This window comes from Nonomuraea sp. NPDC005692 (assembly GCF_040631115.1).
GTDB lineage: Bacteria > Actinomycetota > Actinomycetes > Streptosporangiales > Streptosporangiaceae > Nonomuraea.
Map to the genome: position 1 here is coordinate 160,637 of NZ_JBEXYU010000019.1, position 20,478 is coordinate 181,114.

General features: G+C 71.6%; 17 protein-coding genes and 1 tRNA gene. 4 read left to right on the plus strand and 14 right to left on the minus strand.

Annotated elements, in window-relative coordinates:
* The 5 genes from ABZ459_RS32510 to ABZ459_RS32530 form a co-directional block, all read right to left on the minus strand.
* A complete protein-coding gene (locus tag ABZ459_RS32510) occupies positions 1–957 on the minus strand; it encodes a hypothetical protein (RefSeq protein WP_357978581.1) in 957 nt (318 codons plus the stop codon).
* Complete coding sequence (locus ABZ459_RS32515) at positions 954–3,374, minus strand: SMC family ATPase (protein ID WP_357978584.1); 2,421 nt, start codon at positions 3,372–3,374, stop codon at positions 954–956. Before ABZ459_RS32515 ends, ABZ459_RS32510 begins: the two co-directional genes overlap by 4 nt.
* The gene (locus ABZ459_RS32520) at positions 3,374–4,513 is read right to left on the minus strand and encodes an exonuclease SbcCD subunit D (RefSeq protein ID WP_357978587.1); all 1,140 of its coding nucleotides are present in this window, start codon (positions 4,511–4,513) and stop codon (positions 3,374–3,376) included. Before ABZ459_RS32520 ends, ABZ459_RS32515 begins: the two co-directional genes overlap by 1 nt.
* A gap of 10 nt (positions 4,514–4,523) precedes the next feature.
* On the minus strand, positions 4,524–6,233 hold the full coding sequence (locus ABZ459_RS32525) for an ATP-binding protein (protein ID WP_357978590.1): 1,710 nt from the start codon (positions 6,231–6,233) through the stop codon (positions 4,524–4,526).
* 136 nt (positions 6,234–6,369) lie between these two features.
* Positions 6,370–6,996 carry a hypothetical protein gene (locus ABZ459_RS32530; protein WP_357978593.1) on the minus strand — a complete coding sequence of 209 codons (627 nt, stop codon included), beginning with the start codon at positions 6,994–6,996 and terminating at the stop codon, positions 6,370–6,372.
* 225 nt (positions 6,997–7,221) lie between these two features.
* On the opposite strand from ABZ459_RS32530, the gene ABZ459_RS32535 reads away from it, so the two are divergent.
* Both ABZ459_RS32535 and ABZ459_RS32540 read left to right on the plus strand, forming a co-directional pair.
* On the plus strand, positions 7,222–7,971 hold the full coding sequence (locus ABZ459_RS32535; protein ID WP_357978596.1) for a hypothetical protein: 750 nt from the start codon (positions 7,222–7,224) through the stop codon (positions 7,969–7,971).
* Between the two features lie 48 nt (positions 7,972–8,019).
* Positions 8,020–8,652, plus strand: a complete 633-nt coding sequence (locus ABZ459_RS32540; protein ID WP_357978599.1) for an L-threonylcarbamoyladenylate synthase — start codon at positions 8,020–8,022, stop codon at positions 8,650–8,652.
* A 46-nt stretch (positions 8,653–8,698) separates the two neighbouring features.
* On the opposite strand, the gene ABZ459_RS32545 is transcribed toward ABZ459_RS32540, so the two are convergent.
* The 8 genes from ABZ459_RS32545 to ABZ459_RS32580 form a co-directional block, all read right to left on the minus strand.
* A complete protein-coding gene (locus ABZ459_RS32545; protein WP_357978602.1) occupies positions 8,699–10,039 on the minus strand; it encodes a hypothetical protein in 1,341 nt (446 codons plus the stop codon).
* Positions 10,036–11,052 carry a LacI family DNA-binding transcriptional regulator gene (locus tag ABZ459_RS32550; protein ID WP_357978605.1) on the minus strand — a complete coding sequence of 339 codons (1,017 nt, stop codon included), beginning with the start codon at positions 11,050–11,052 and terminating at the stop codon, positions 10,036–10,038. Before ABZ459_RS32550 ends, ABZ459_RS32545 begins: the two co-directional genes overlap by 4 nt.
* Complete coding sequence (locus tag ABZ459_RS32555; protein WP_357978608.1) at positions 11,053–12,696, minus strand: glycoside hydrolase family 36 protein; 1,644 nt, start codon at positions 12,694–12,696, stop codon at positions 11,053–11,055. It lies immediately after the preceding gene.
* A 2-nt stretch (positions 12,697–12,698) separates the two neighbouring features.
* Entirely contained in the window at positions 12,699–13,508 is an 810-nt protein-coding gene (locus ABZ459_RS32560; RefSeq protein ID WP_357978611.1) for a carbohydrate ABC transporter permease, read from the minus strand.
* Positions 13,505–14,374 carry a sugar ABC transporter permease gene (locus ABZ459_RS32565; protein WP_352352043.1) on the minus strand — a complete coding sequence of 290 codons (870 nt, stop codon included), beginning with the start codon at positions 14,372–14,374 and terminating at the stop codon, positions 13,505–13,507. The genes ABZ459_RS32560 and ABZ459_RS32565 overlap by 4 nt, the downstream gene beginning before the upstream one ends.
* Positions 14,371–15,681, minus strand: a complete 1,311-nt coding sequence (locus ABZ459_RS32570) for a sugar ABC transporter substrate-binding protein (RefSeq protein WP_357978614.1) — start codon at positions 15,679–15,681, stop codon at positions 14,371–14,373. The genes ABZ459_RS32565 and ABZ459_RS32570 overlap by 4 nt, the downstream gene beginning before the upstream one ends.
* On the minus strand, positions 15,678–16,817 hold the full coding sequence (locus ABZ459_RS32575) for an aminotransferase class V-fold PLP-dependent enzyme (protein WP_357978617.1): 1,140 nt from the start codon (positions 16,815–16,817) through the stop codon (positions 15,678–15,680). Before ABZ459_RS32575 ends, ABZ459_RS32570 begins: the two co-directional genes overlap by 4 nt.
* 356 nt (positions 16,818–17,173) lie before the next feature.
* Positions 17,174–17,247, minus strand: a tRNA-Lys gene (locus tag ABZ459_RS32580).
* A gap of 101 nt (positions 17,248–17,348) precedes the next feature.
* On the opposite strand from ABZ459_RS32580, the gene ABZ459_RS32585 reads away from it, so the two are divergent.
* Together ABZ459_RS32585 and ABZ459_RS32590 are read left to right on the plus strand one after the other, a co-directional pair.
* Positions 17,349–18,188 (plus strand): MoxR family ATPase, encoded by an 840-nt coding sequence (locus tag ABZ459_RS32585; protein WP_357978620.1) that lies wholly within the window; start codon positions 17,349–17,351, stop codon positions 18,186–18,188.
* Positions 18,181–19,560, plus strand: a complete 1,380-nt coding sequence (locus ABZ459_RS32590; RefSeq protein ID WP_357978623.1) for a VWA domain-containing protein — start codon at positions 18,181–18,183, stop codon at positions 19,558–19,560. The genes ABZ459_RS32585 and ABZ459_RS32590 overlap by 8 nt, the downstream gene beginning before the upstream one ends.
* 6 nt (positions 19,561–19,566) lie before the next feature.
* Here the strand turns inward: ABZ459_RS32590 and ABZ459_RS32595 are convergent, their stop codons facing one another.
* On the minus strand, positions 19,567–20,331 hold the full coding sequence (locus ABZ459_RS32595) for a nuclease-related domain-containing protein (RefSeq protein ID WP_357978626.1): 765 nt from the start codon (positions 20,329–20,331) through the stop codon (positions 19,567–19,569).
* Positions 20,332–20,478 lie beyond the last annotated feature (147 nt).

Genomic DNA, 20,478 nt, shown 5'->3' on the forward strand with positions numbered 1-20,478 from the left:
CTACTGGTGGGCGGCCGTGCGCAGTGAGCGGTAGAGCAGGCGGGGGTCGCCCAGGTGGTGGCGGAGCAGCTTCTCCAGGCCGCCGATCGGGACCAGGTTCTGGGGGGCGCGCGGGTCCTTGTAGTCGACGCCGGCCAGCGCCGGCAGGGCCAGCGTGACCGCGTCGGCCAGCTCGACGACCTGCGCGGGGTCGAGCTCGGCGCTGGCCTCGCAGCGGGCGATCCCCGCCCACGGCGCCGTCGACTGGACCGGCAGCCGCAGGTACCAGGCGTGCCGGCGCCAGCTCGTGCCCATGAGGAACACCGGCGTGCGCTGGCCCGGCGTGAGCGCGGCCACCACGGCCGACTGCGGCTGCGGCAGGTACGCCGCGTGGTGCGTCTTGATGTAGCCGACCGTCCGCGGCAGGTGGGTGCGCCCCCGCAGTGGGCCATCCACCAGCAGCAGGTCGTCGCCCAGCGCCCGGTGGCGGACGGCGAGGTCCACCTCCAGCTGGGTGACCTGGCGTTGCAGGGCGAGCGACAGCTCCTCGAAGCTGGAGTCGGCGGCCTTGTTCGGCAGGTAGGAGGCGTGCGCGGTCTTGACCTCCGGCGCGTACGGCGAGGCCGAGATCAGCGACCTGTTGACCTCGATCGCGGCCAGCTCGGCCCCCTCGCGCCCGCAGCGGACGATCCCGGCGGCGTAGGAGGCGGCGATCCCGGGGACGGGCATCGGCAGGTCGGGATCGTGCACCCAAACTCGGGCGTCGATCCGGCGCACCCCGTCGGCGACCAGCAGCGTCTCGGGGACGGCGGCGCCGGGGCCCGGCGTGACGGGCTTCCAGTCGGCGGCCGGCCGCTCGATGTCGAGGACCAGCTCGGCGCTGGTGGCGCCCAGCTCGGACAGGGCCTCGACGGCGATCGCGGCGGCGTAACCCGGGTCCCAGGGGTCGACGGTGAAGCCCGAGTTCCCCGGGTTCACGGCCCCACCTTGCGCACGTGCGAGCCCTTCGCGTCGCGCAGCACCTCGAAGCGCGCGGGCACCCGGTCGGCCAGCGCCGGGACGTGGGTGACGACACCGATCATGCGTTCCTGACCGGCGGCCAGGCGTTCGAGGGTGGTGGCGACGGTGTCGAGGGTGGCCGGGTCGAGGGTGCCGAAGCCCTCGTCGAGGAAGATCGAGTCGAGCCCTCTGGCGACGGCCCCCGACAGCGCCAGGGCCAGGGACAGCGCGGCCTGGAAGGTCTCGCCGCCGGACAGCGTGCGGGCGCTGCGGCGCAGGCCGGCCTCCCCGTGGTCGATGACCTCGATGTCGCCGGTGCGCTCGCCCAACGCCAGCTCGTACTGGCCGTCGGACAGCTCCATCAGCGTCTCGGACGCCGCGGCGACCAGCACGGCCAGGGCCTCGGCGCACAACCACCGCTCGAAGGCGTTGGCCCGCAGGCGCAGCGCCAGCTCGTGGGCGACCTTGGCCTCGTGATCCTTCTCCGCGACGGCGGTCTCCAACTCGGCGGCGCGCCTGCGTTCCTCGCGGACCCGTTCGAGGGCGCCGTCGGCCCGCGCGACCGCTCCGGCGACGGCCGCGCCGAGCTGGTCGGGGGTGGCGTTGCGCGGGACGGTGACGCCGTGCTCGGCCAGGCGTTCGGTCAGCCGGTGGCGTTCGGCGGCGAGCCGGGCGGTGGCCTGGGCGAGCTCCTGCTCGCGCTCGGTCAGGGCGGCGCGGGCGGCCTCGGCGGCCCGGTCGCGCCAACCGAGCAGCTCGGTCCAGGCGCGGTGGAGGTCGTCGCGGGTGAGCGGCGGCGGCGCGTCGCCGGAGGACGCGAGCACGAGCAGCCGGTCGCGGGTGGCCGCGAGGGTCTGCCAGGCGCTCTCGGCCTGCCGTTCGACCTGTTCGGCGGCGGTACGGGCGCGTTCGAGCTTCTTGCGCGCGTTGCGCACGGCCGTACGGGCCTCGGTGGCCAGGGCCTCGGCCTTGGCGATGGCGGCCAGGCGGCCTTCGATCTCGTTGCGGTCGCCAGGAGCGGGCAGCCCGGCCAGCTCGGCGTCGAGCCTGCTCGCCTGCGTGGCCAGCATCGACGCCGACGTCTCGGCCTTGGCCAGGGCCGCCTGGCCACGGGCCGCGTGGTCGCGGGCGGCGGCCAGGGCGCGGTCGGCGGCGCCGAGATCGGCGGGCGCCTCGTGATGGGGCAGCTCGGTGAGCGGGCGCAGGCAGAGCGGGCACGGCTCGCCCACGGCCAGCCGGTGGCTCAGACCGGCCGCGGTGTGGGCGTCGCGCAGCCGTTCGCGCTCGTGCTCGGCGTCGGTCAGCGCGCGTTCGGCGTCGGCGACCGCGGGCGTGAGGCGCTCCAGCGCCGTGGCGGCCTCGGCCGCCGCCTTCCGGGCGTCGGCGGCCTGGGCGGTGAGGCGCTCGCGGGCGTCGAGCGCGGCCAGTGCGGCCACCGGCTCGGCGCGGTCGCCGAGCGCGGCCAGCGCCTCGAACGCCTCGTGTTCGTCGGCCTCCACGGACGCCGCCTCGGCCTCCAGCGCGGCGACCGTGTCGGCGGCCTCGCGGCGGGCCGAGGCCAGTGTCGGCACCGCGGGCGGCATGCGCAGCGCGGCCAGCGCCGACTGCCGCTCGGCCACCGACGCGCGTTCCTGCTCGGCCCGCCCGATGTCGGCCTCGCGGGAGCGCAGCAGGTCGAGGTCGGTGTCGATGGTGGCGGCCAGCCGCCGCAGCGCGGCCAGCCGGTCGGCCAGCTCCCGTTCGGCCTCGTCGGACGCGCCGGCCAGCTTGGCGAGCTGGTCGCGGGCGAAGGCTGCGGCGTTGCGCGCGGCCTCCTCGTCGCGGGCGGCCCGCTGCCTGATCAGCTCGTAGACGTCGGCGTCGAGGAGCTGCACCAGCAGGTCCTGGCGCTCGCGCGGCGCGGCGTGCAGGAACTCGGCGAACCGCCCCTGCGGCAGCACCACGCACTGGGTGAAGAACTTGTACTCCAGGCCGGTCACCCGCTGCACCTCGGGCGTGACGTTCTCGCCCTCGGCGAGCGGCTTCAGCACCATCTCGTACGCCTCGTCGAGCGGCGCCGCCGGGTCGAGCTCGTCGATCCTGGCCTCTTTGGTACGGACGGTCCCCTTGGCGTCGCGGACCAGCGAGCGCACCACGCCGTAGCGCCGCCGGTCGCTCTCGAACACCAGCGCCACCTTGCCCGAGCTCGCCGACGGCGCCAGGGCGTGGGCGATGACGTTCTCCTTGCCCCAGCGCGGGACGGTGCCGTACAGGGCGAAGCAGATGGCGTCGATGATCGTGCTCTTGCCGGCGCCGGTCGGGCCGACCAGGGCGAAGTACTCGGTGTCGGAGAAGTCGACGGTGGCGGGCTCGCGGAAACTGCCGAAGTGGTCGAGGTGCAGCAGCAGGGGACGCATCAGCTGGTCACCTCGTCGTAGAGCCGGTCGAACAGGGCGGCGACCTGGTCGTCGTGGCGGCCGGTCGCGGTCAGGTACTCGCGGAACAGCTCGCGCGGGCTGCGCGCGGCCGACCCCGCCCGGCGCACCGCGGGCACGGGGCGGAACCGCTCGTCGAGGACGACGTCGACCGAGCCGGGCAGCAGGTCGCGCACCTGGTCGGACAGGCCGACGCGGGGCTTCTCCTCCACGATCACCTTGAGCCAGTCGTCGCCCGCCTCCAGGCCCTCCAGCTGCTCCAGCGTGCCGCGCACCGTGCGCAGCCGGCGCGCCGAGGCGAACGTCAGCTCCCGCACCACCGCGGGCCGCCCCGGCGTGACCTCCACCAGCAGCGCGCCCGGCGTGTTGCCCTCCTCGCCGAAGTCGACGGCCAGCGGCGAGCCGCTGTACCAGATCGGGCACGGGCCGGGGATCTGCTGCCTGCGGTGCAGGTGGCCGAGCGCGGCGTACTGGGTGGAGACCGGGAAGGCGTTGGCCTCGAAGTAGTAGGAGAAGATCGACTGGGCCTCGCGCTCGCCGCCGCCGAACGCGCCGCCCGGCAGGGTGCCGTGCGTGGTGATCAGGTTGACGGTGTCGCTCTGGAAGCCCGCGGTCAGCGCGCCGACCAGCTCGGAGATGCGGGTGGCGTAGTCGCGGTTGTGGTCGGCGGTGGTGCCGGTGAGCACCTCCGCGGCGCGTACGACATAGCGGTGGGACAGGAACGGCAGCACGCCCAGCCGCACCGGCTCCCCCGAGCGCGCGGTGAAGGCCAGCGTGCCGCCCGCGTCGGGACGGCGGAAGACGCCCACCACGTGCATGCCGAGCTTGCCCAGCACCGGCCGGTAGACCTCGAAGAGCTGCGGGTTGTCGTGGTTGCCGGCCAGCACCACCACGTCACGGCCGTCGCCGCGCAGCGCCATGAGCGCGTTGAGCACCAGCGACTGCGCCTCGGGCGTCGGCGCCGAGGTGTCGAACAGGTCGCCGGCCACCACGACCGCGTCGACGTCGTGGGTGCGGGCCGCCGCGACCAGCTCGCGCAGCACGGCCCGGTGCTCGTCCATGCGGGAGCGGCCCTTGAGCACCTTGCCCACGTGCCAGTCCGCGGTGTGCAGGAATTTCACCGAGCTCCCTTCAGAACGGCGGAATGTCGTCTTCGACGCCCGGCAAGCCCTGGAACGGGTCGGCCGACGGGCTGACCCGCGAGGCCGCCTCGGCCGGCCGGGTCGCCCAGGCGGGGAACGGGAAGGCGACGGCCAGCGGCACCGGGATCTCCGGCTGGGCGACGAACATGGTGCCCGGTTTGGCGATCGTGGCGCGTTCCCTGACGGCCGGCGGCAGCCAGCCGTACTCGGAGCGGGCGGCCTCGGCCGGGTCGAGACGGCCGGCGACGCGTACGGCGCTGTTGGAGACGATGCGGCGCTCGACCTCGGAGGCGGTCTGCTGGGCGCCGATGAGGATCACGCCGAGCGACCGGCCGCGCTCGGCCACGTCGAGCAGGATTTCCTTGATCGGCGAGTCGCCCTCGCGCGGCGCGTACTTGTTCAGCTCGTCGAGCACCACGAACAGCAGCGGCTTGGCCGTGCCCGAGGTCTCCTTGCGGTGGAACTCGCCGCGCAGCACGACGCCCACCACGAACCGCTGGGCGCGCTCGGGCAGGTTGTGCAGGTCGACGATGGTGACCTGGGCGTCGGACGTGCGCACGGAGTGGGCCCGGAAGAACGGCAGGTCGCCGCGGACGATCGGGGACAACGGCTTGACCGCGCTGCGCAGCCTGCGCAGGAAGGCGTTGACCGTGCCGAGCGGGGTCTGGGCGCCGGTCCACTCGATGCGGGTGGCCTCGTCCTGCAACTCGTCGGACAGCAGCTCGACCAGGTCGCCGAAGGTGCGGCAGGCGGTGCCCCTGATCATGACCGCGCCGCCGTCGCCGACCGGCTCGGCCCACGACTTCAGCCGGGCCGCCACCTGGCCCACCAGCAGGGAGTAGCCGGCGCGCTCGTCGTCGGCGTCGGCGAAGACGAACCGCAGCAGCTCCTCCTCGCACAGCTCGACCAGCGTCCAGTAGAACGAGCTGACGCCCTGGGTGCGCGCGGACACGTGCGGCACGCCGTTGGGGTCGCCGGGCCGCGGCGGCGCGAACACGTGCACGCTGCCGAACGGCTGGGCGGGCAGCCCGAGCCGGGCGTAGGCGGCCCGCGCCCCGTCGTCGAGGCGCACGTTGTCGTGGTCGAGGAAGAGCAGGTCCTCGCCCTTGACGGAGAAGATCAGGGCCTTGGTGTTGGCCGACTCGGCGTCGAGCACGCCCGAGTTGAAGATCGAGTAGAGCAGGAACGTGGCGAAGGACGTCTTGGTGGCCACGCCGGAGACGCCGGAGATCGACACGTGCGCGCCGCGGGTGCCGTCGAGGAAGTCGAAGTTGACGTAGAGCGGCAGGCCGTCGCGGCCCATGCCCATGGGCACCCGGCGGTCCATCACGTCGAAGTAGAGCGCCTGGTCGCGGTCGCCGGCCCCGGCCAGGAAGACCTTGGCGCCCGGCAGCGGCGGCACGAACACCTCGGGCTCGACCCTGGTCACCCGCACCTCGGCCACCTCGACCACGGCGGCGGGCAGCGCGCCCTCGGCGATGAGGAACACGTCGGAGTCGTAGGCGGCACCCTCGTGCCTGGCCTCGACCGTGGTCACCACGCCGGCGACCAGCACCGGGCCGTGGCCGGGCACGTCGCGCCTGGTGACCACGACGTCGTCGAGCTGGAGCACCTTGCCGGGCTCCAGGCCGACCCAGAACGACAGCGGCGAGGCGGCCTGGGTGCCCAGGACCCGGCCGACCGCCTCACCGGTCGCCATCGCCGCAGGAGACGCCTCGCGGCTCGCAGCCCCGTTGACCGTCACGAATCCCTCCACCACCAGACATGCCCTTCCAAAGGAGAGTAGTCGGGGGCCGGGGATGCGTCCGGCTCATTGCCGCCTTCGCCGCGCCGCGTCAGAGCGCGAAGGCCGCCTTGGTCCAGGCGAACTGGGCGTCGAGAACCTCGCCCAGCAGGCCGGCCAGCGCGGTGTCGGGCCGCTCCGCCGACTGCCTCGGCCCGATGCGGCCGCCCTCGGCGCTCCGCCCGGCCACCAGCAGCACCCGCGCGCCCTCCCGGTCGACCGCCAGGGCCGCGGCCGGCTCCCACGCGCCGTCCCGGTGCGCCGTGCTGAGTCTGCGCGGGCCCTCCCGGTGGGCCGGAGGTCTCCACGCGACCTGGCCCTCCGTGGGCGCGAGGGCAGGCGCGGGGGCGACGACCACCATCGCGTCGACCCGCATCGCCGTCGCCACCCGCCGCCGGGACTCGTCGAAGGCCGTCTCGGGCGGCACGGGCTGGGCCCGCATCGAGTCGGCCATCGTGCGCAGCAGCGAGGGCAGGTCGAGCTCGCCCGCCGGCGGAGCCAGCTCGTACTGCAGGTAGCCGACCAGCGGGAACGGCGGATCGGGGAGGGTGTTGTAGCCGAGGAACAGCCTCGGCCACCCGGCCGACTCCGAGGGGCCGGTCAGCGCGCCGTGGGCCACCCGCCCCAGCTCGCCGCACCCGTGGTGGGGCAGGCCATTGACTGACCGCAACATCGCCATGCACGAATTGTTGCAGACCGATTACCTTCAGTTGCGCGTTCTCCACGAGAGCCCGGGGCCTCCGCCGTCCAGCGTGATCATCTTGATGGGAGCCATGGATACCACCCGGGTCCGACAGAACCGGCTCCGCACAGCACGCGTTGTCCGGATGTGGACGGTCCGGTCAACCTGTCGCATCCGTCCGCCGTCCCTTCTGTGTCACATCCGTCACAAAGGGAAATCGTCGTGCGCCTGCCACTGATCCCGCCCTTGGCCGTCCTGTTGTTCGCCACGCCCGCGCCCGAGAGCGGCACGGTGGCGGCGTACACGTGCACGACCACCGGTACGAACGAGACGCAGATCGTCAAGATGGACATCACGCTCACCGTGCCCGCCACCGCCTCCGTGGACCGGCAGATGACCATCGGCTGGCGCGGCTCGTACGTCGAGGGCGCCGAGCTCCGCGCCCCCGCCACCGGCCTGGACGGCGAGGTCAACCTCTACGCCTACGCCGCCGTCAGCGGGATCGACCGGCTGACCTCGGCGACGGGCGTCGGCAGCCCCGGCCTGATCGTCCCGGGGGCGGTCATCCCCCTCCCCCGGGACACGGTCGAGCTGCGGACCACGCCCCGGCATCCGGGAACGGGCACGGTCCGGCCCGCGTCGGTGAACTTCGGGCCGACCCCGCAGAAACGCCTGATCGAGTGCGAGCTCCAGGACAAGGACGCGCCGGCGTCGTACCCCCTGACCGTCACCGCAACGGACACCACCCCGAGCACTCCTGACACCTCGGACACCTCGGACACCTCGGACGCGGAAGCCACGCCCCCGGCCGAGACCTCCGAGGACACGCCCACCGCCACGCCGATGGGCGGCGCGAACACGGGAGGCGGGGGCGAGGCGGGCCCCGACGGGCGGGCGCTGGTGCTGGCCGGCTCGCTGGTCCTCGCCGCCGCCCTCACCGGCCTACGCCTCCGCCGCTCGTCCCGCCCGTAGAGGCCGTACGGGCCGGGCCACGTGTCATGCGTGGAGGTACGTGCTCCTATGATCCGATGCGTGGCCAAGTACTTCGACCTGCATCCGGACAATCCCCAGCCTCGCCTGATCGGCCAGGTGGTCGAGTCTCTGCATGCCGACGGTCTGATCGCGTACCCGACGGACTCGTGCTACGCGCTGGGGTGCCGGCTGGGCAACAAGGACGGCCTCGACCGGATCAGAGAGATCCGGCACCTCGGCAGCGATCATCACTTCACCCTGGTCTGCAAGGACTTCGCGCAGTTCGGTCAGTTCGTTCATGTGAGCAACGCGGTGTTCCGGCTGGTCAAGGCGGCGACTCCGGGCGGGTACACGTTCATCCTGCCCGCGACCAAGGAGGTGCCGCGGCGGTTGCTGCATCCCCGGAAGAAGACCGTCGGCGTCCGGATCCCCGATCATGTCGTCACCCAGGCGCTGCTCGCCGAGCTCGGCGAACCGCTGGTGTCGAGCACCCTGATCCTGCCCGGCGAGACCGAGCCCTCGACGCAGGGCTGGGAGATCAAGGAGAGCCTCGACCACGTGTTGGACGCCGTCATCGATTCGGGGGAATGCGGCGCCACGCCGACGACCGTCGTGGACCTGTCACAGGATGAGCCCGAGATCCTCCGTCGCGGCACCGGAGACCCGTCCCTCTTCGAATAGGCCCACCCGGCCGGCCACCCCTTCGGGAGGCCGGCCGAGCCCGCTCTCACCCTGGACGGCCGGGAGCGGTGACCAGGCTGCTCTGTCCCGGTGCGACCTGCCTGACCACGGCGGGGGCGCCCGGGAAGCGGGCCTCCCAGCGGTAGGCGGTGTCGCTGGAGGTGTTGGTGAGCGTGGTGGCGGTCCTGCCGTCGTGCCGGACGGTGATCGTGCCGTCGCCCAAGGGGATGCCCGAGACCTCGGCCCAGGCGATGTCGTCGGGCAGGTGGGACAGCGTGGTCACGGCGTTCACGTCGGGTGTGACGCCGAGCAGGCCCTCGACGACCTGGCTGACGAGAGTGAAGGACACCTCCGGATAGTCGCCGTTGAGGCCGCCCGCGACGTGCGGTTCCGCACGCCGGTCGAAGACGTGCCGCATCCACCGCCAGGCGGCCGCGTTCCTGTCGTGGCGGAAGAAGGTGTCGGGCAGGTACGTGTAGGCCTCGATGTTGCGGGGACGCTCGGGGCCGGCGGCTTGGCCGTCGATGAAGTCGAGGTAGGCGTCGTTGCGCGGACCTGGCTCGATGAGGTCCTTGAGCGGCATGAACCAGCTGTTCTCACAGCCCCATCCGGTGACGGGGGCGCCGTCCACGGTGTAGCCGCGCACCAGGTCCGCGGGGTTCTCGCCGACGCTCCAGACCTCGTTGAAGTGTCGCCTCAGCTCAGCGGCCCGGCAGGCGAAGTCCTCGCCGTCCAGGCCGCGGGCCCGGCTCAGGGCGCTCATCGCCAGGTATGCCTGGTACCGGGAGCCGACGGAGTCTCCCGCCTCCGCCAGGTGCTCGCCGCCCAGCTCGTTGTAGCTGGCCACGCCCTCGAAGATGCCCCTTCCGGTGGCACGCGGCACGACCTCCGTCAAGGCGTTGCGGTAGTAGGACCACAGCACGGGATCCTCGACGTAGGCACGGTCCCAGGTCCATCGGTAGGCGGTCCCGGCCTTCTCCACCAGCTCGTACACCGCGGGCAGCTCGCGGACGAAGGAGTCGGGGCCGCGGTAGTCGATGGACAGGTAGGAGCCGTCGAAGTTGAACGCCCACACCGGGTGGAAGCCGTGCTCGGGGGTGGCCGAGGCGGCGAAGCAGCGCAGCATGGTGAGGTTGGCCTCGGCCATGCCGAGCAGGTGGGCGCCGACGATCTGGTGCGCGTAGTCGCGGACGTAGAAGCCGCTGCGGTGTGCGTAACCCGCCCAGTAGGAGGGCAGGTAGCGGCCCTGTCCCGTCCCCGCGGGCCGGTGTTCGTCGACGTCGACGGGGCCCCACGAGCCGCCCTCGTGCCGCAGGCGCAGCGCCCTGTCTCGGGCCCACTCGAACATCGCGACCAGCTCGGAGCCGGCGGAGCGGATGCGCATCATGGGCCGATGCTGGGACGGACCACCAGCTCCCCGGGCAGCAGCAGCCCCGCCTGAGGGGTCGTGCCGTCCTCCACCGTCTGGATCAGGCGGCCGATCAGCGCCCGCGCGATGCGCTGGAGCGGCAGCCGTACCGTGGTCAGGGCGGGATAGAGGAACGCGGTGAGGGGAAGGTCGTCGAAGGCGGCCAGAGCGAGATCGGCACCGATCTCGATGCCCTCTTCCCTGGCCGCGGCGTAGACGCCGAGCGCGAGCCAGTCACCGGCGGCCACGATGGCCGTCGGGCGGTTGCGGCCGCGCAGCAGCTCACGGGTGACCGTGACGAGCTCCGCGGGGCCGTCGCCCGGCGCGGAGAACTCCTGCCCCACCAGGCCGTGCCTGCGGACGCCGGCGCGGAAGCCGTCTCTGCGGTCCTCCATCCACGGTTGCGCGCCGACGGAGGCCAGGAAGGCCACGCGCCGATGCCCCCTGGCGGCCAGCAGCCCGACCAGATCGATGACCGCCTGAACGCTGTCGACGTCCACCCACGACTGCGGCTGGTCCGGCATCGTCCTGCCGAACGCGGCGAACGGGAACCCCGCCGCGGTCAGGTGCGCGACTCTGGGGTCGTCACGCATCACGTCCGACAGCAGGAAGGCGTCCACGGTGCGTGCGGCGATCACCTCGTCCAGTGCCTGCTCCTGACTCTGACCCGGGGACGGCCGCAGCAGCAGGATCCGGTAGCCGACCTCACCGGCCGAGGCCACGATGGCCTCCAGGAACCCGCCCATCAGCGGGTTGGGGTTGGCGGGGTCGTCCACCGGCGTCGGGTAGGCGATGATGCGCCTGGTGCCCGACTTGAGGCTGCGCGCCGACTGGTCGGGCCGGTAGCCGAGCTCCTCGATCAGCCGGGTCACCCGTTCGAGCGTCTCCGGCTTGAGCCGCTGCGGGGCGTTGAGCGCGTTGGAGATCGTCTGGCGGGACACGCCTGCCGCCCGGGCGACGTCCTCGATGGTGATCCCACGGCGTGCCGCCACTCAGTCTCTCCTCACCGTCAGCAGGCCCCCCACGGGCACCTCGACCACGCTCGCGCCGGAGGTGAAGCGCAGCTCGCTCTCGCTCACGAGCCGCCCGCCGCAGTCGCGGACCTCGGCCGTCGCGACACCCCGCCCGTACAGGACGACGCGGGTGTCCGGGGCGGCGTTGGCCACGAGCAGCTCTGCGATCTCCGGCACGTCCACAGGCAGGGCAGCGTACCGGGCCACGACCTCGCTCTCTTCACTGTAGGCCCGCACCAGCGGGTATCCGTGCTCAACCCCCTGCGGTTCCAGCACGCCGAGCTGCAGCGTGGCGAGGTGGCGCCGGAAGACGCCCAGCCAGAACCGGACGGCGGCGAGCTGGTCGGGCCGCTGGGCCGCCAGGTCCACGGAGATCTGCGGCACCGAGAAGAGCACGTTGATCAAGTGCACCGCGACCTGCTCCGCGGACTCGTCCGGATGCCAGAGGATCATGTCCGAGTGCACGGCCTGAGGTCCGGCGGTCAGCCGCAGGTCGATCGTCCGCTGCCGGTTCTCCTGCGAGCTGAGCGGGCAGTCCACCGCCCTGACCATGTTCGCGTACGGCCACAGACCCGGGCTCGTGTACGGCTGGCGGTGCTCGATCAGCACGTCCGGCTTCGCCGCCCGGAGCCTGACGTCGAGCTCGTGCAGCAGCTCCGCCACCCCTTCGTCGGTACCGAAACGGTCGACGAAGTCGATCTTCAGGCCGTCCGCGCCCCACTCCTCCACCGCCCGCGCGAGCTTGTCGACGAGGAACTCGCGCACCTCGGGGTGACGCGGGTCGAGGACGGCCGCGTCCATGTGGGCGAGGTAGCGCAGGAACTTCCCCTCGAAACGCTCGAACGCGGCGTTGTGCTTGCCCACGAACGGCAGCGCGTACCACAGCAGGTAGGCCATGCCGTCGCTCTGGACCCGCTGGATGTGCTGCCGGATGTCGGAGATGTTGGGCTCCCAGTCGCCGCAGAAGGCATACCCCCGCGACCGGTCGGCCGTCTGCCATCCGTCGTCCACGATCATCGTGGCGCAGCCCAGCTCCTTCGCCAGACCGGCCTGGAGCTCCACCGACTCCCGCGAGACCTCCTGGTGCATGCTGTACCAGGTCGAGTACACGGGCAGCCTGGCCTGACGCGGCGTGGGCGGCAGGTCGCGGCCCTCCTGCCACCATCCGGCGACCTCGGCCAGCGCCGCGGAGAACTGCCGATCCGACAGGTCCAGGCGTATCCGCAGCCCCTCGCCCTGCACGGTGAAGACGAACTCGCCGGTCTCCTCGATCACGCCGCCGGTGAAGCTGCCGGTCACCGAGGCCAGGGCCACCGTGCACAGGTTGGCGCCCGCCGTGCCGACAAGGCTGACGACGGGCGCGCCGGAGACCAGCCCGGCCGCCGTCGGAGAGCTCCAGATCGGTGGGATCCAGCGGGTGCCCCCGCCCGGCGTCCAGAAGGCCGCGGCGTTGACGCACGGCAGTTTCCACTGCGCCGCGTTCCCTTCGGGGGCGTCGATCAGCCAGACGTCCGGCGCGACCGGGGTGACCGTGATCGCCTCCGTCCCGGCTATCGCCACCTCGACCTCGCCCGCGCGGACGACGGTCGTCTCCCCGAGGGCGTGCGGCTCCCAGATCTGCATGGTCAACCTTTCGTGGCTCCGGCCAGCAGGCCGGAGATGAACTGTTTCTGAAGGACAAGGAAGAGGATCATCATGGGCAGCGCGGAGATCGCGGTGCCCACCATGACCTGGCCGAAGTCGGTCCTGGCCAGCCCCTGGAGGGTGGCCAGCGCGACCGGCAGGGTGAACATCTCGGGCGTGCGCAGCGCGATCAGCGGCCACAGGAAGTCGTTCCACGCGCCGAGGAACAGGAAGACCGCCAACGCCGCGAGCGCGGGCCGCATGACCGGCACCACCACCCGCCACAGCACCCGTAGCTCCCCTGCGCCGTCCACGCGCGCCGCGTCGAGCAACTCGTCGGGTACGGCCTGCAGCGACTGCCGGATGAGGAAGATCCCGAACGGAACGGTCAGGTTCGGCAGGATGAGCGCCGGGAAGGTGTCGATCAGCCCGAGGTCGTTCATCATCTCGAAGATCGGGATGATGGTGACGCCGCCCGGGATCACCAGCGTCGACAGCAGCAGGACGAAGAAGGCGTTCCTGCCACGGAACTCGAACTTGGCGAACGCGTAGCCCGCCAGCAACGCCACGACCAGCGCGATCGACGTCTGGACGACCGCCACGAGCAGCGTGTTCCCCAGCACGTGGAGCAGGCCGATGGACTCCTCCAGCTTCGCGGTGTTCGCTCCGAGCTGGTCGCCCGGGGAGAACGTGGGCGTGGCGCCGAAGATGTCGGCGTTGGCGTGCGTGGCCGCCATGGTCAGCCAGTAGAACGGGCCGACGCACAGGGCGAAGCACGCGGCGAGCGCGAAGGTCAGCAGCCAGCCCTTCATTTCCTGCCTCCGGTGAGCTTGAGCTGCACCAGCCCGAAGCCGGCCACGATCAGCGTGAGCGCGTAGGCGATCGCCGAGGCGTAACCGAAGTCGAAGTAGCGGAAGCCGTTCTGGTACAGATAGAGGGAGATCGTCAGGGTGGAGTTGTCCGGGCCGCCGCCGGTGAGCACGAACGGCTCGTCGAACAGTTGCAGCGTGCCGATCGCCGACAGCACGATCGTCAGCAGCAGGATCGGCCGCAGTTGCGGGACGGTGATCGACCAGAAGCGGCGCACCGCTCCCGCGCCGTCGACCATCGCCGCCTCGTAGAGCTCCTTCGCGATGCTCTGCAGCCCGGCCAGGTAGATCACCGCGTTGTAGCCGCAGTAGTGCCAGGTCAGCGCGATGACGATGGCTATTCGCGCCCAGAAGGGGCTGCCCAGCCAGTCGATCGGGCTGACGCCGAAGAGGCCGAGCAGCCAATTGAGCAGGCCGGAGTCCTTGCTGAGGATCACCGAGAACATCACGCCGTAGGCGACCAGGCCGGTCAGCGAGGGCATGAAGACGCCCAACCGCCACAGGGCGCGCAGCCGTACGAGCTTGGAGTTGAGGCCCAGCGCCAGCAGCAGCGCGAGGATCAGCATGATCGGGACCTGGACGACGAGGATCAGCGCGGTGTTCCACAACGACGTCCAGAACAGCGGGTCGTTCACCAGCCTGACGTAGTTGTCCAGTCCGGCGAAGGAACGCGCCGCACCGGCGCCGGTCGTCAGGCTGATGTAGGCCGCCGCCAGGATCGGATAGGCCTTGAAGCAGACGAAGCCGAGCAGCGCGGGCAGCACCAGGAAGTACGGAACGTTTCTCCTGGTGAGCAGGCGGGCGGTCATCCCGCGAGCTTCCTGCCGGACTGCTGGGACAACTGCTGGGCCGCCTGGCTCAGCGCGGCGGCCGGGTCGGCGCCCTTCAGCAGGACCTGGGTCTGCGCGTCACTGGCGATCTTCAGCGCGCGGGCGTAGTCGCCGGAGTAGTAGGTGGCGTCCGCGCCCTCGCCCAGCGCGTCCACGAAGGGCTTGAGCGCGGGCTGCCCGCCGTAGTAGTCCGTTTTGGCGGTGAACCGCGGGTCGGCGTAGGCGGCGTTCAGAGCGGGGAAGACCCCGCCGTCCTTGAACACCTTGTTGATGACCTCGGGCCTGGTCAGCGCGTACTCGAGGAACTTGAACGCCTCCGCCTTGTGCGGGCTGGTTCCGGAGACCGACAGGTACGTGGAGTTGACGATCGCGGTGCGCTTGCCGCCCGGCACGACGGCCGGCGGCTGCATGACGCGCCAGAGCCCCTTCTGCTCCGGCCACATCTCGGGGATGTAGCCGACCGCCCAGGCCGCCCACGGCAGCACCGCCACCTTGTTCTCGCTGATCAGCTTCTTCCGCGTCCCCTCGCCGGAGGTGTCGGCGACGATCCCGGCGTCGTTCATCTTCTTGATCAGGGTCATCGCCTGCACGGCGGGCGCCGAGGAGAGCGTGACCGCTCCCTGACGGTCGAAGTAGAAGGCGCCCTGCTGCTGCAGCAGCGACTGGAAGAGGTCCATGTCCACGCTGCCGGCCGCCGGCTTGTTCAGGCCGATCAGATAGGCGCCCGTCTTCTCCTTGAGCTTCTTGCCCGCCTCGATCGCGTCGTCCCAGGTCCTGATCGCCGCCGAGTCGATGCCCGCCTTGTCGAACAGGTCCGAACGGTAGAAGAACCCGACCGGGTTGACCTCCCACGGCATCGCGTACGCCTTGCCGTCCTTGCCGGTGACCGTCGGCCACAGCCCCTTGGCGAAGGCGTCCTTGTACTTGTCGGCGCCCAGCTCGCTCAGGTCCGCCAGCCCGCCGGGGAACTTCTCCATGTATCCGGGCAGGTAGTCGATGCCGATGTGCAGGACGTCCCCCAGGCCCTTGCCTCCCGCGGCCATCCCCACCGTGATCTTCTCCCAGATCGCGGGGTTCCCGACCACCTGGACGTCGACCTTGATGCCGGGGTTCGCCTGCTCGAAGTCCTTGGCCACCGAGGCCAGTCCGTCGGAGGCGGGCTTCCAGCTCCAGACCGTGATCTTCACGGGACCGGTGGACTTCTGGTCGCTCCCGCCCCCGCTGCCGCAGGCCGTGACGGCCAGAGCGAGAGTCGCGGAGACGACCATGACGAGAGGTCGGTTCATGACGGTTCCTTTCTCGGGGGGTGCAGGGCGGCGGCCAGACGCTGTACGGCCTCGCCCGAGGTGGTGGCGTGTGGCGAGAGACGGATCCACTCGCCCCGCAGAGTCGTGGTGAGCCCGGCGGCGGCCAGCGCGGCGTGGACGGCCGCCGGATCCCGGCCGGGCATCGTGAAGGACCCGATGCCGCTCCACTCCGCGGCGCCACGGCCGGCGCCGGGTGGCACTGGTCCGCCGGCGCCGGCGGGCGCGTCCAGCAGCACCCGTGCCCCGGCGGCGCGGGCCGTGTCGAGCAGCTCACCCAGCCGATCGGCCGTCCTGCGGCCGATCTCCGCGACGCCGGCCTCCAGGACCAGCTCGATCGCGACGCCCAGGGCGGCGACGCCGGGATAGTCGGGATTGGTCATCGTGTGCGCGGCCGCTCCCGCGAGCGGCGGCCGGGGCGCGGGCCCCGCCAGCGGGCCCTCGACCCCCGACCACCCGCCGAGCCCTGGCGCCAGCAGCCCGGCGACGCGGTCGCGGGCCAGGAAGAGAGCCGCCCCCCATCCGGCGCGCAGCCACTTCTGCCCGCCGCAGACCAGCACGTCGGCGGCCTCCACCTCCAGCGGCACGACGCCCAGCCCCTGGATCGCGTCCACGACCAGCACGCGTCCCGGCCCGAGCACCTCCTTCAGCGCTCCCAGCGGCGCCGGGTAGCCGGTGAGCGCGTCGACCGCGCTGACCGCGAGTGCCCGCACCGACCCGTCCAGGTGCTCGGCCAGCACCTGCGGGGTGAGACGCACTTCGTCGATCCACCGCACCCGGAGCCCGCCGCGCCCCTCGAACCGCAGCCAGGGGTAGACGTTCGCGGGGAACTCACCCCGGGGCAGCAGCACCACGCCCTCTCCCGGCAGCGCGGCGGCGGCGGCGAACAGCCCGTGGCTGGTGGAGGAGACGAACGCCACTTCGTGCTCGGCCGCCCGCAGCAGCCGCGCCGCCGCCGAGCGCGTCCGCGCCGCCTGCTCCTCGAACCAGGCCAGCGGCATGTCGCCGATGCGGCGCCAGGCCGACTCGGCCAGGACCGCCGCGGCCGCGCGGGAGAGCGGCCCCAGCCGGGCGAAGTCGAGATAGCCGGATGGCTCGGCGAAAATTTGAACGTTCATATCCTCTGGAGGCTCATCTAGGCATGAAGAGGTGGGGAGTGTCCTGCTGACCGGGGATAACGAGGCACAGCGATATGAACGTTCATATTACGCAGCTTCCTCATGGCCGCAAGCAAAGATTGCATAACGGGCCGGAAGCGGGCGGCTCACACCTTCGGCCCGTGCCACTGTCGTGGCGTGGGCCGGCGCTACGCGCGACAGCATGTGCGCGCCCCGACCCCGAAGGCCCGTCCGCTTCCGGCCTGGCGTTCCCCTGAACGCCTCAAGGTCCGACCCGGCGAACGGTGGGAGCCGACCAGAGCCTCGTGAAAACGAGAAACCCCAGCTCGACACGCCGAGCTGGGGTTTTCGTGCGGTGCGCCGCCAGGGACTCGAACCCCGGACCCGCTGATTAAGAGTCAGCTGCTCTAACCAACTGAGCTAGCGGCGCTTGCAGAGAGGAATATACCGGTGATCCGCATGTTGGTCGAATCGACCTGGGTCGAGCTCCTACCGCTAGAATAAAGTTCGGCCTGCAGACAGGGAGCATCGATGTTCGACTCGCCCGCCGACGTGACGGCGCGGCTCGCCGCCGTGGACTACCTCTCCGACGACGCCATCTCCACCTCGGTGTTCCTCGCCGCCGCGCTGGGCAAGCCGCTGCTGGTCGAAGGGCCCGCCGGCGTGGGCAAGACGCAGCTCGCCAAGGCCGTGGCCCAGGCGACGGGCTCGGAGCTGGTCCGCCTCCAGTGTTACGAAGGGCTCGACGAGGCCCGCGCGCTGTACGAGTGGAACTACAAGAAGCAGCTGCTGCGCATCCAGGCCACCAGCGCCGACGACGACATCTTCACCGAGGAGTTCCTGCTCGAACGCCCGCTGCTGAAGGCGATCAGGTCGGCCGCCCCCACCGTGCTGCTCATCGACGAGACCGACAAGGCCGACGTCGAGGTCGAGGGGCTGCTGCTGGAGCTGCTGTCGGACTTCCAGGTCACCATCCCCGAGCTGGGCACGATCGCCGCCACCCGCAGGCCGTTCGTCCTGCTGACCTCCAACGCCACCCGCGAGCTGTCCGAGGCGCTCAAGCGGCGCTGCCTCTACCTGCACATCGAGTACCCGACGCCGGAGCGGGAGCGCGACATCGTGCTCGCGCAGGTGCCGACCATCCGCGCCGACCTGGCCGAGCAGCTGGCCAGGACGGTCGCCACCATGCGGGCGCTGGAGCTGAAGAAGGCGCCCTCGGTCGCCGAGACCGTCGACTGGGCCAACACGCTGCTGGCCCTCGGCCGCGAGGAGCTGGACGAGGCGACGGTGGCCGGGACGCTGGGCGTGGTGCTCAAGCACGCCTCCGACCAGACGCGGGCGATCAAGGAGCTGGGGCTGCCGGATGCCTGAGCGCGGATCGCTGGTGGACCGGCATGTCGGTTTCGTGCACGCGTTGCGCGAGGCGGGCCTGCCGGTGTCGCTCGCCGAGGGGCTCGACGCGGCCCGCGCGCTGCGGGTGATCGACCTGAGCGAGCGCGAGTCGCTGCGCGCCGCCTACGCGGCCACGCTGGTCAAGAAGCCCGCCTACCGCCCCGGCTTCGACGTGCTGTTCGACCTGTGGTTCCCGTCGTCCACGACCGGCATGTACGCCCCCCGCCCGGCCGAGGCCCGGCTCGATCCGCGCACGGCCCCGGTGGACGAGCTGCGCGAGCGCCTGGCGGAGCTGCTCACCGGCAGCACGGACGCCGAGCTGCGGGAGTTCGCCCAGGCCATGGTCAAGCGGTTCGGCCGCCAGCAGACCACCGGGCCGGGCCGCCAGAACTGGTTCTCCTACAGCGTCCTGCGCGCCCTGTCCCCCGAGACGCTGATGGCCCGCATCCTGCGAAACGTGCTGGCCGGGCAGGAACGCGGCGGGCTGGCCGAGAAGACCGTGCGGCAGCGCGTCAACGACAACGTCCGGCGGTTCGAGGAGGCCGTGGCCATCGACGTGCGCCGGCGCATCGCCGAGGACTCGGGGATCGAGCGCATCGCCCGCTCGGCCGTACGCCCGCCGCTCGACCAGATCGACTTCCTGCGCGTCACCAGGGCCGACCTGGCCAGGCTGCGCAAGGAGGTCCATCCGCTGGCCAGGCGGCTGGCCGCGCGGCTGACGATCAAGCACAGGAAGGGGCGCAGGGGGCGGCTGGACTTCCGGCGCACCGTACGGGCCTCGCTGCAGAGCGGCGGCGTGCCGCTGACCACGCACTTCAAACCGCCCCGGCCGCACAAGCCCGAGCTGGTCATCCTCTGCGACACCAGCGACTCGGTCTCGTCGTTCGCCCACTTCACGCTGCTGCTGACGTACGCGCTGCGGGAGCAGTTCACGAAGGTGCGGGCGTTCGGGTTCGTGGACAGGGTGGACGAGATCACCCGCTTCTTCGTGCCCGGCGCGGACGTCGTGGAGGCCATGACGCGGCTCGCGGACGAGGCCGACATGTCGCGCTTCGGACGGACGAACTACGGCCACGCCCTGGAGGGCTTCGCCGAGCGCCACTCCGACGCCATCGGCCCCAGGACCTCCCTGCTGATCCTCGGCGACGCCCGCTCCAACTACCAGCCGCCGGCCCTCGACGTGCTCAGGCGCCTGACGTCGGGGGCCCGCCACGCCTACTGGCTCAACCCCGAGCCCAGGCAGCAGTGGGACACCGGCGACTCGGTCGCGAGCGAGTACGGCACCGTGGTCGAGATGCACGAGTGCCGCAACGTCGCCCAGCTCACCGCGTTCATCGAGACGCTGGCCTGACGGCGGTCAGACCTTCTGCAGCTCCCTGGCCGCGGTGCGGGCCAGCAGCTCGACCTGCTCGTCGGTGAACACCACGCCGTCGACCGCCTTGATGCGCCTGGCCACCAGGCGCGGCTTGAGCAGCGCGAGCCCCTCGCCGACCACGACGCCGCCGCGCGGCAGCAACCCGCAGTGGACGGCCAGCATGGGCGAGATCGTGACCTCGATCCCGGTCTCGCGGGTCAGCAGCTCGGCGAAGGCCTCGGCGGTGTCCACCAGCGGTTTGGCCCACTTGGTGCCGTACTTCTCGCTGAAGAACAGCCTGCCGTTGTAGCAGCCGATCTCGGTGTCGGGGCTCCAGGACTCGTTGTCGATGACCCAGATGCCGGTCGGGCCGATCACGAGGTGGTCGATGGAGGCCTGGTCGCGGATCGCGCGGCCGTCGAGCACCTGGTAGCCGCGCCTGGCGAGCTGCCTGCGCAGCAGCCGGCCGGTGATCAGCTCACCGCGCCGGGCGCCGCGCCAGACGGCCGTCGCACGGAAGGAGCGCCAGTCGATGTACCAGTCGACGGCGGCCACGAGACCGGCGGTGACGGCCCCCCAGAACAGCATGAACTCCGAGCCGAACCGCAACGCGAGCAGGATGCCGCCCACCGCGCCCACGCCGGCCTTGACGTACCGGGAGCGGCGGCGGTTGGGCGCGTCCTCGCGCCAGAACTTCTCGTACCACCACTGCGGGGATGAGCCTGTGTACTTCTCGTCCTGCTGCACATAGATAGAGCCACCGGGCACGGCAAACTCCCCGAATGAGTAGAAACCCTCAGGATCTGCCACTCCGAAGATCCCTCGCCGGTCTAAGGCATACCCAAGCACGAACCAAGGTGAGCCTAAGGTGACGCAAATAAAACCTGCAAGACCGTCAACCGACCAGTCGGTATG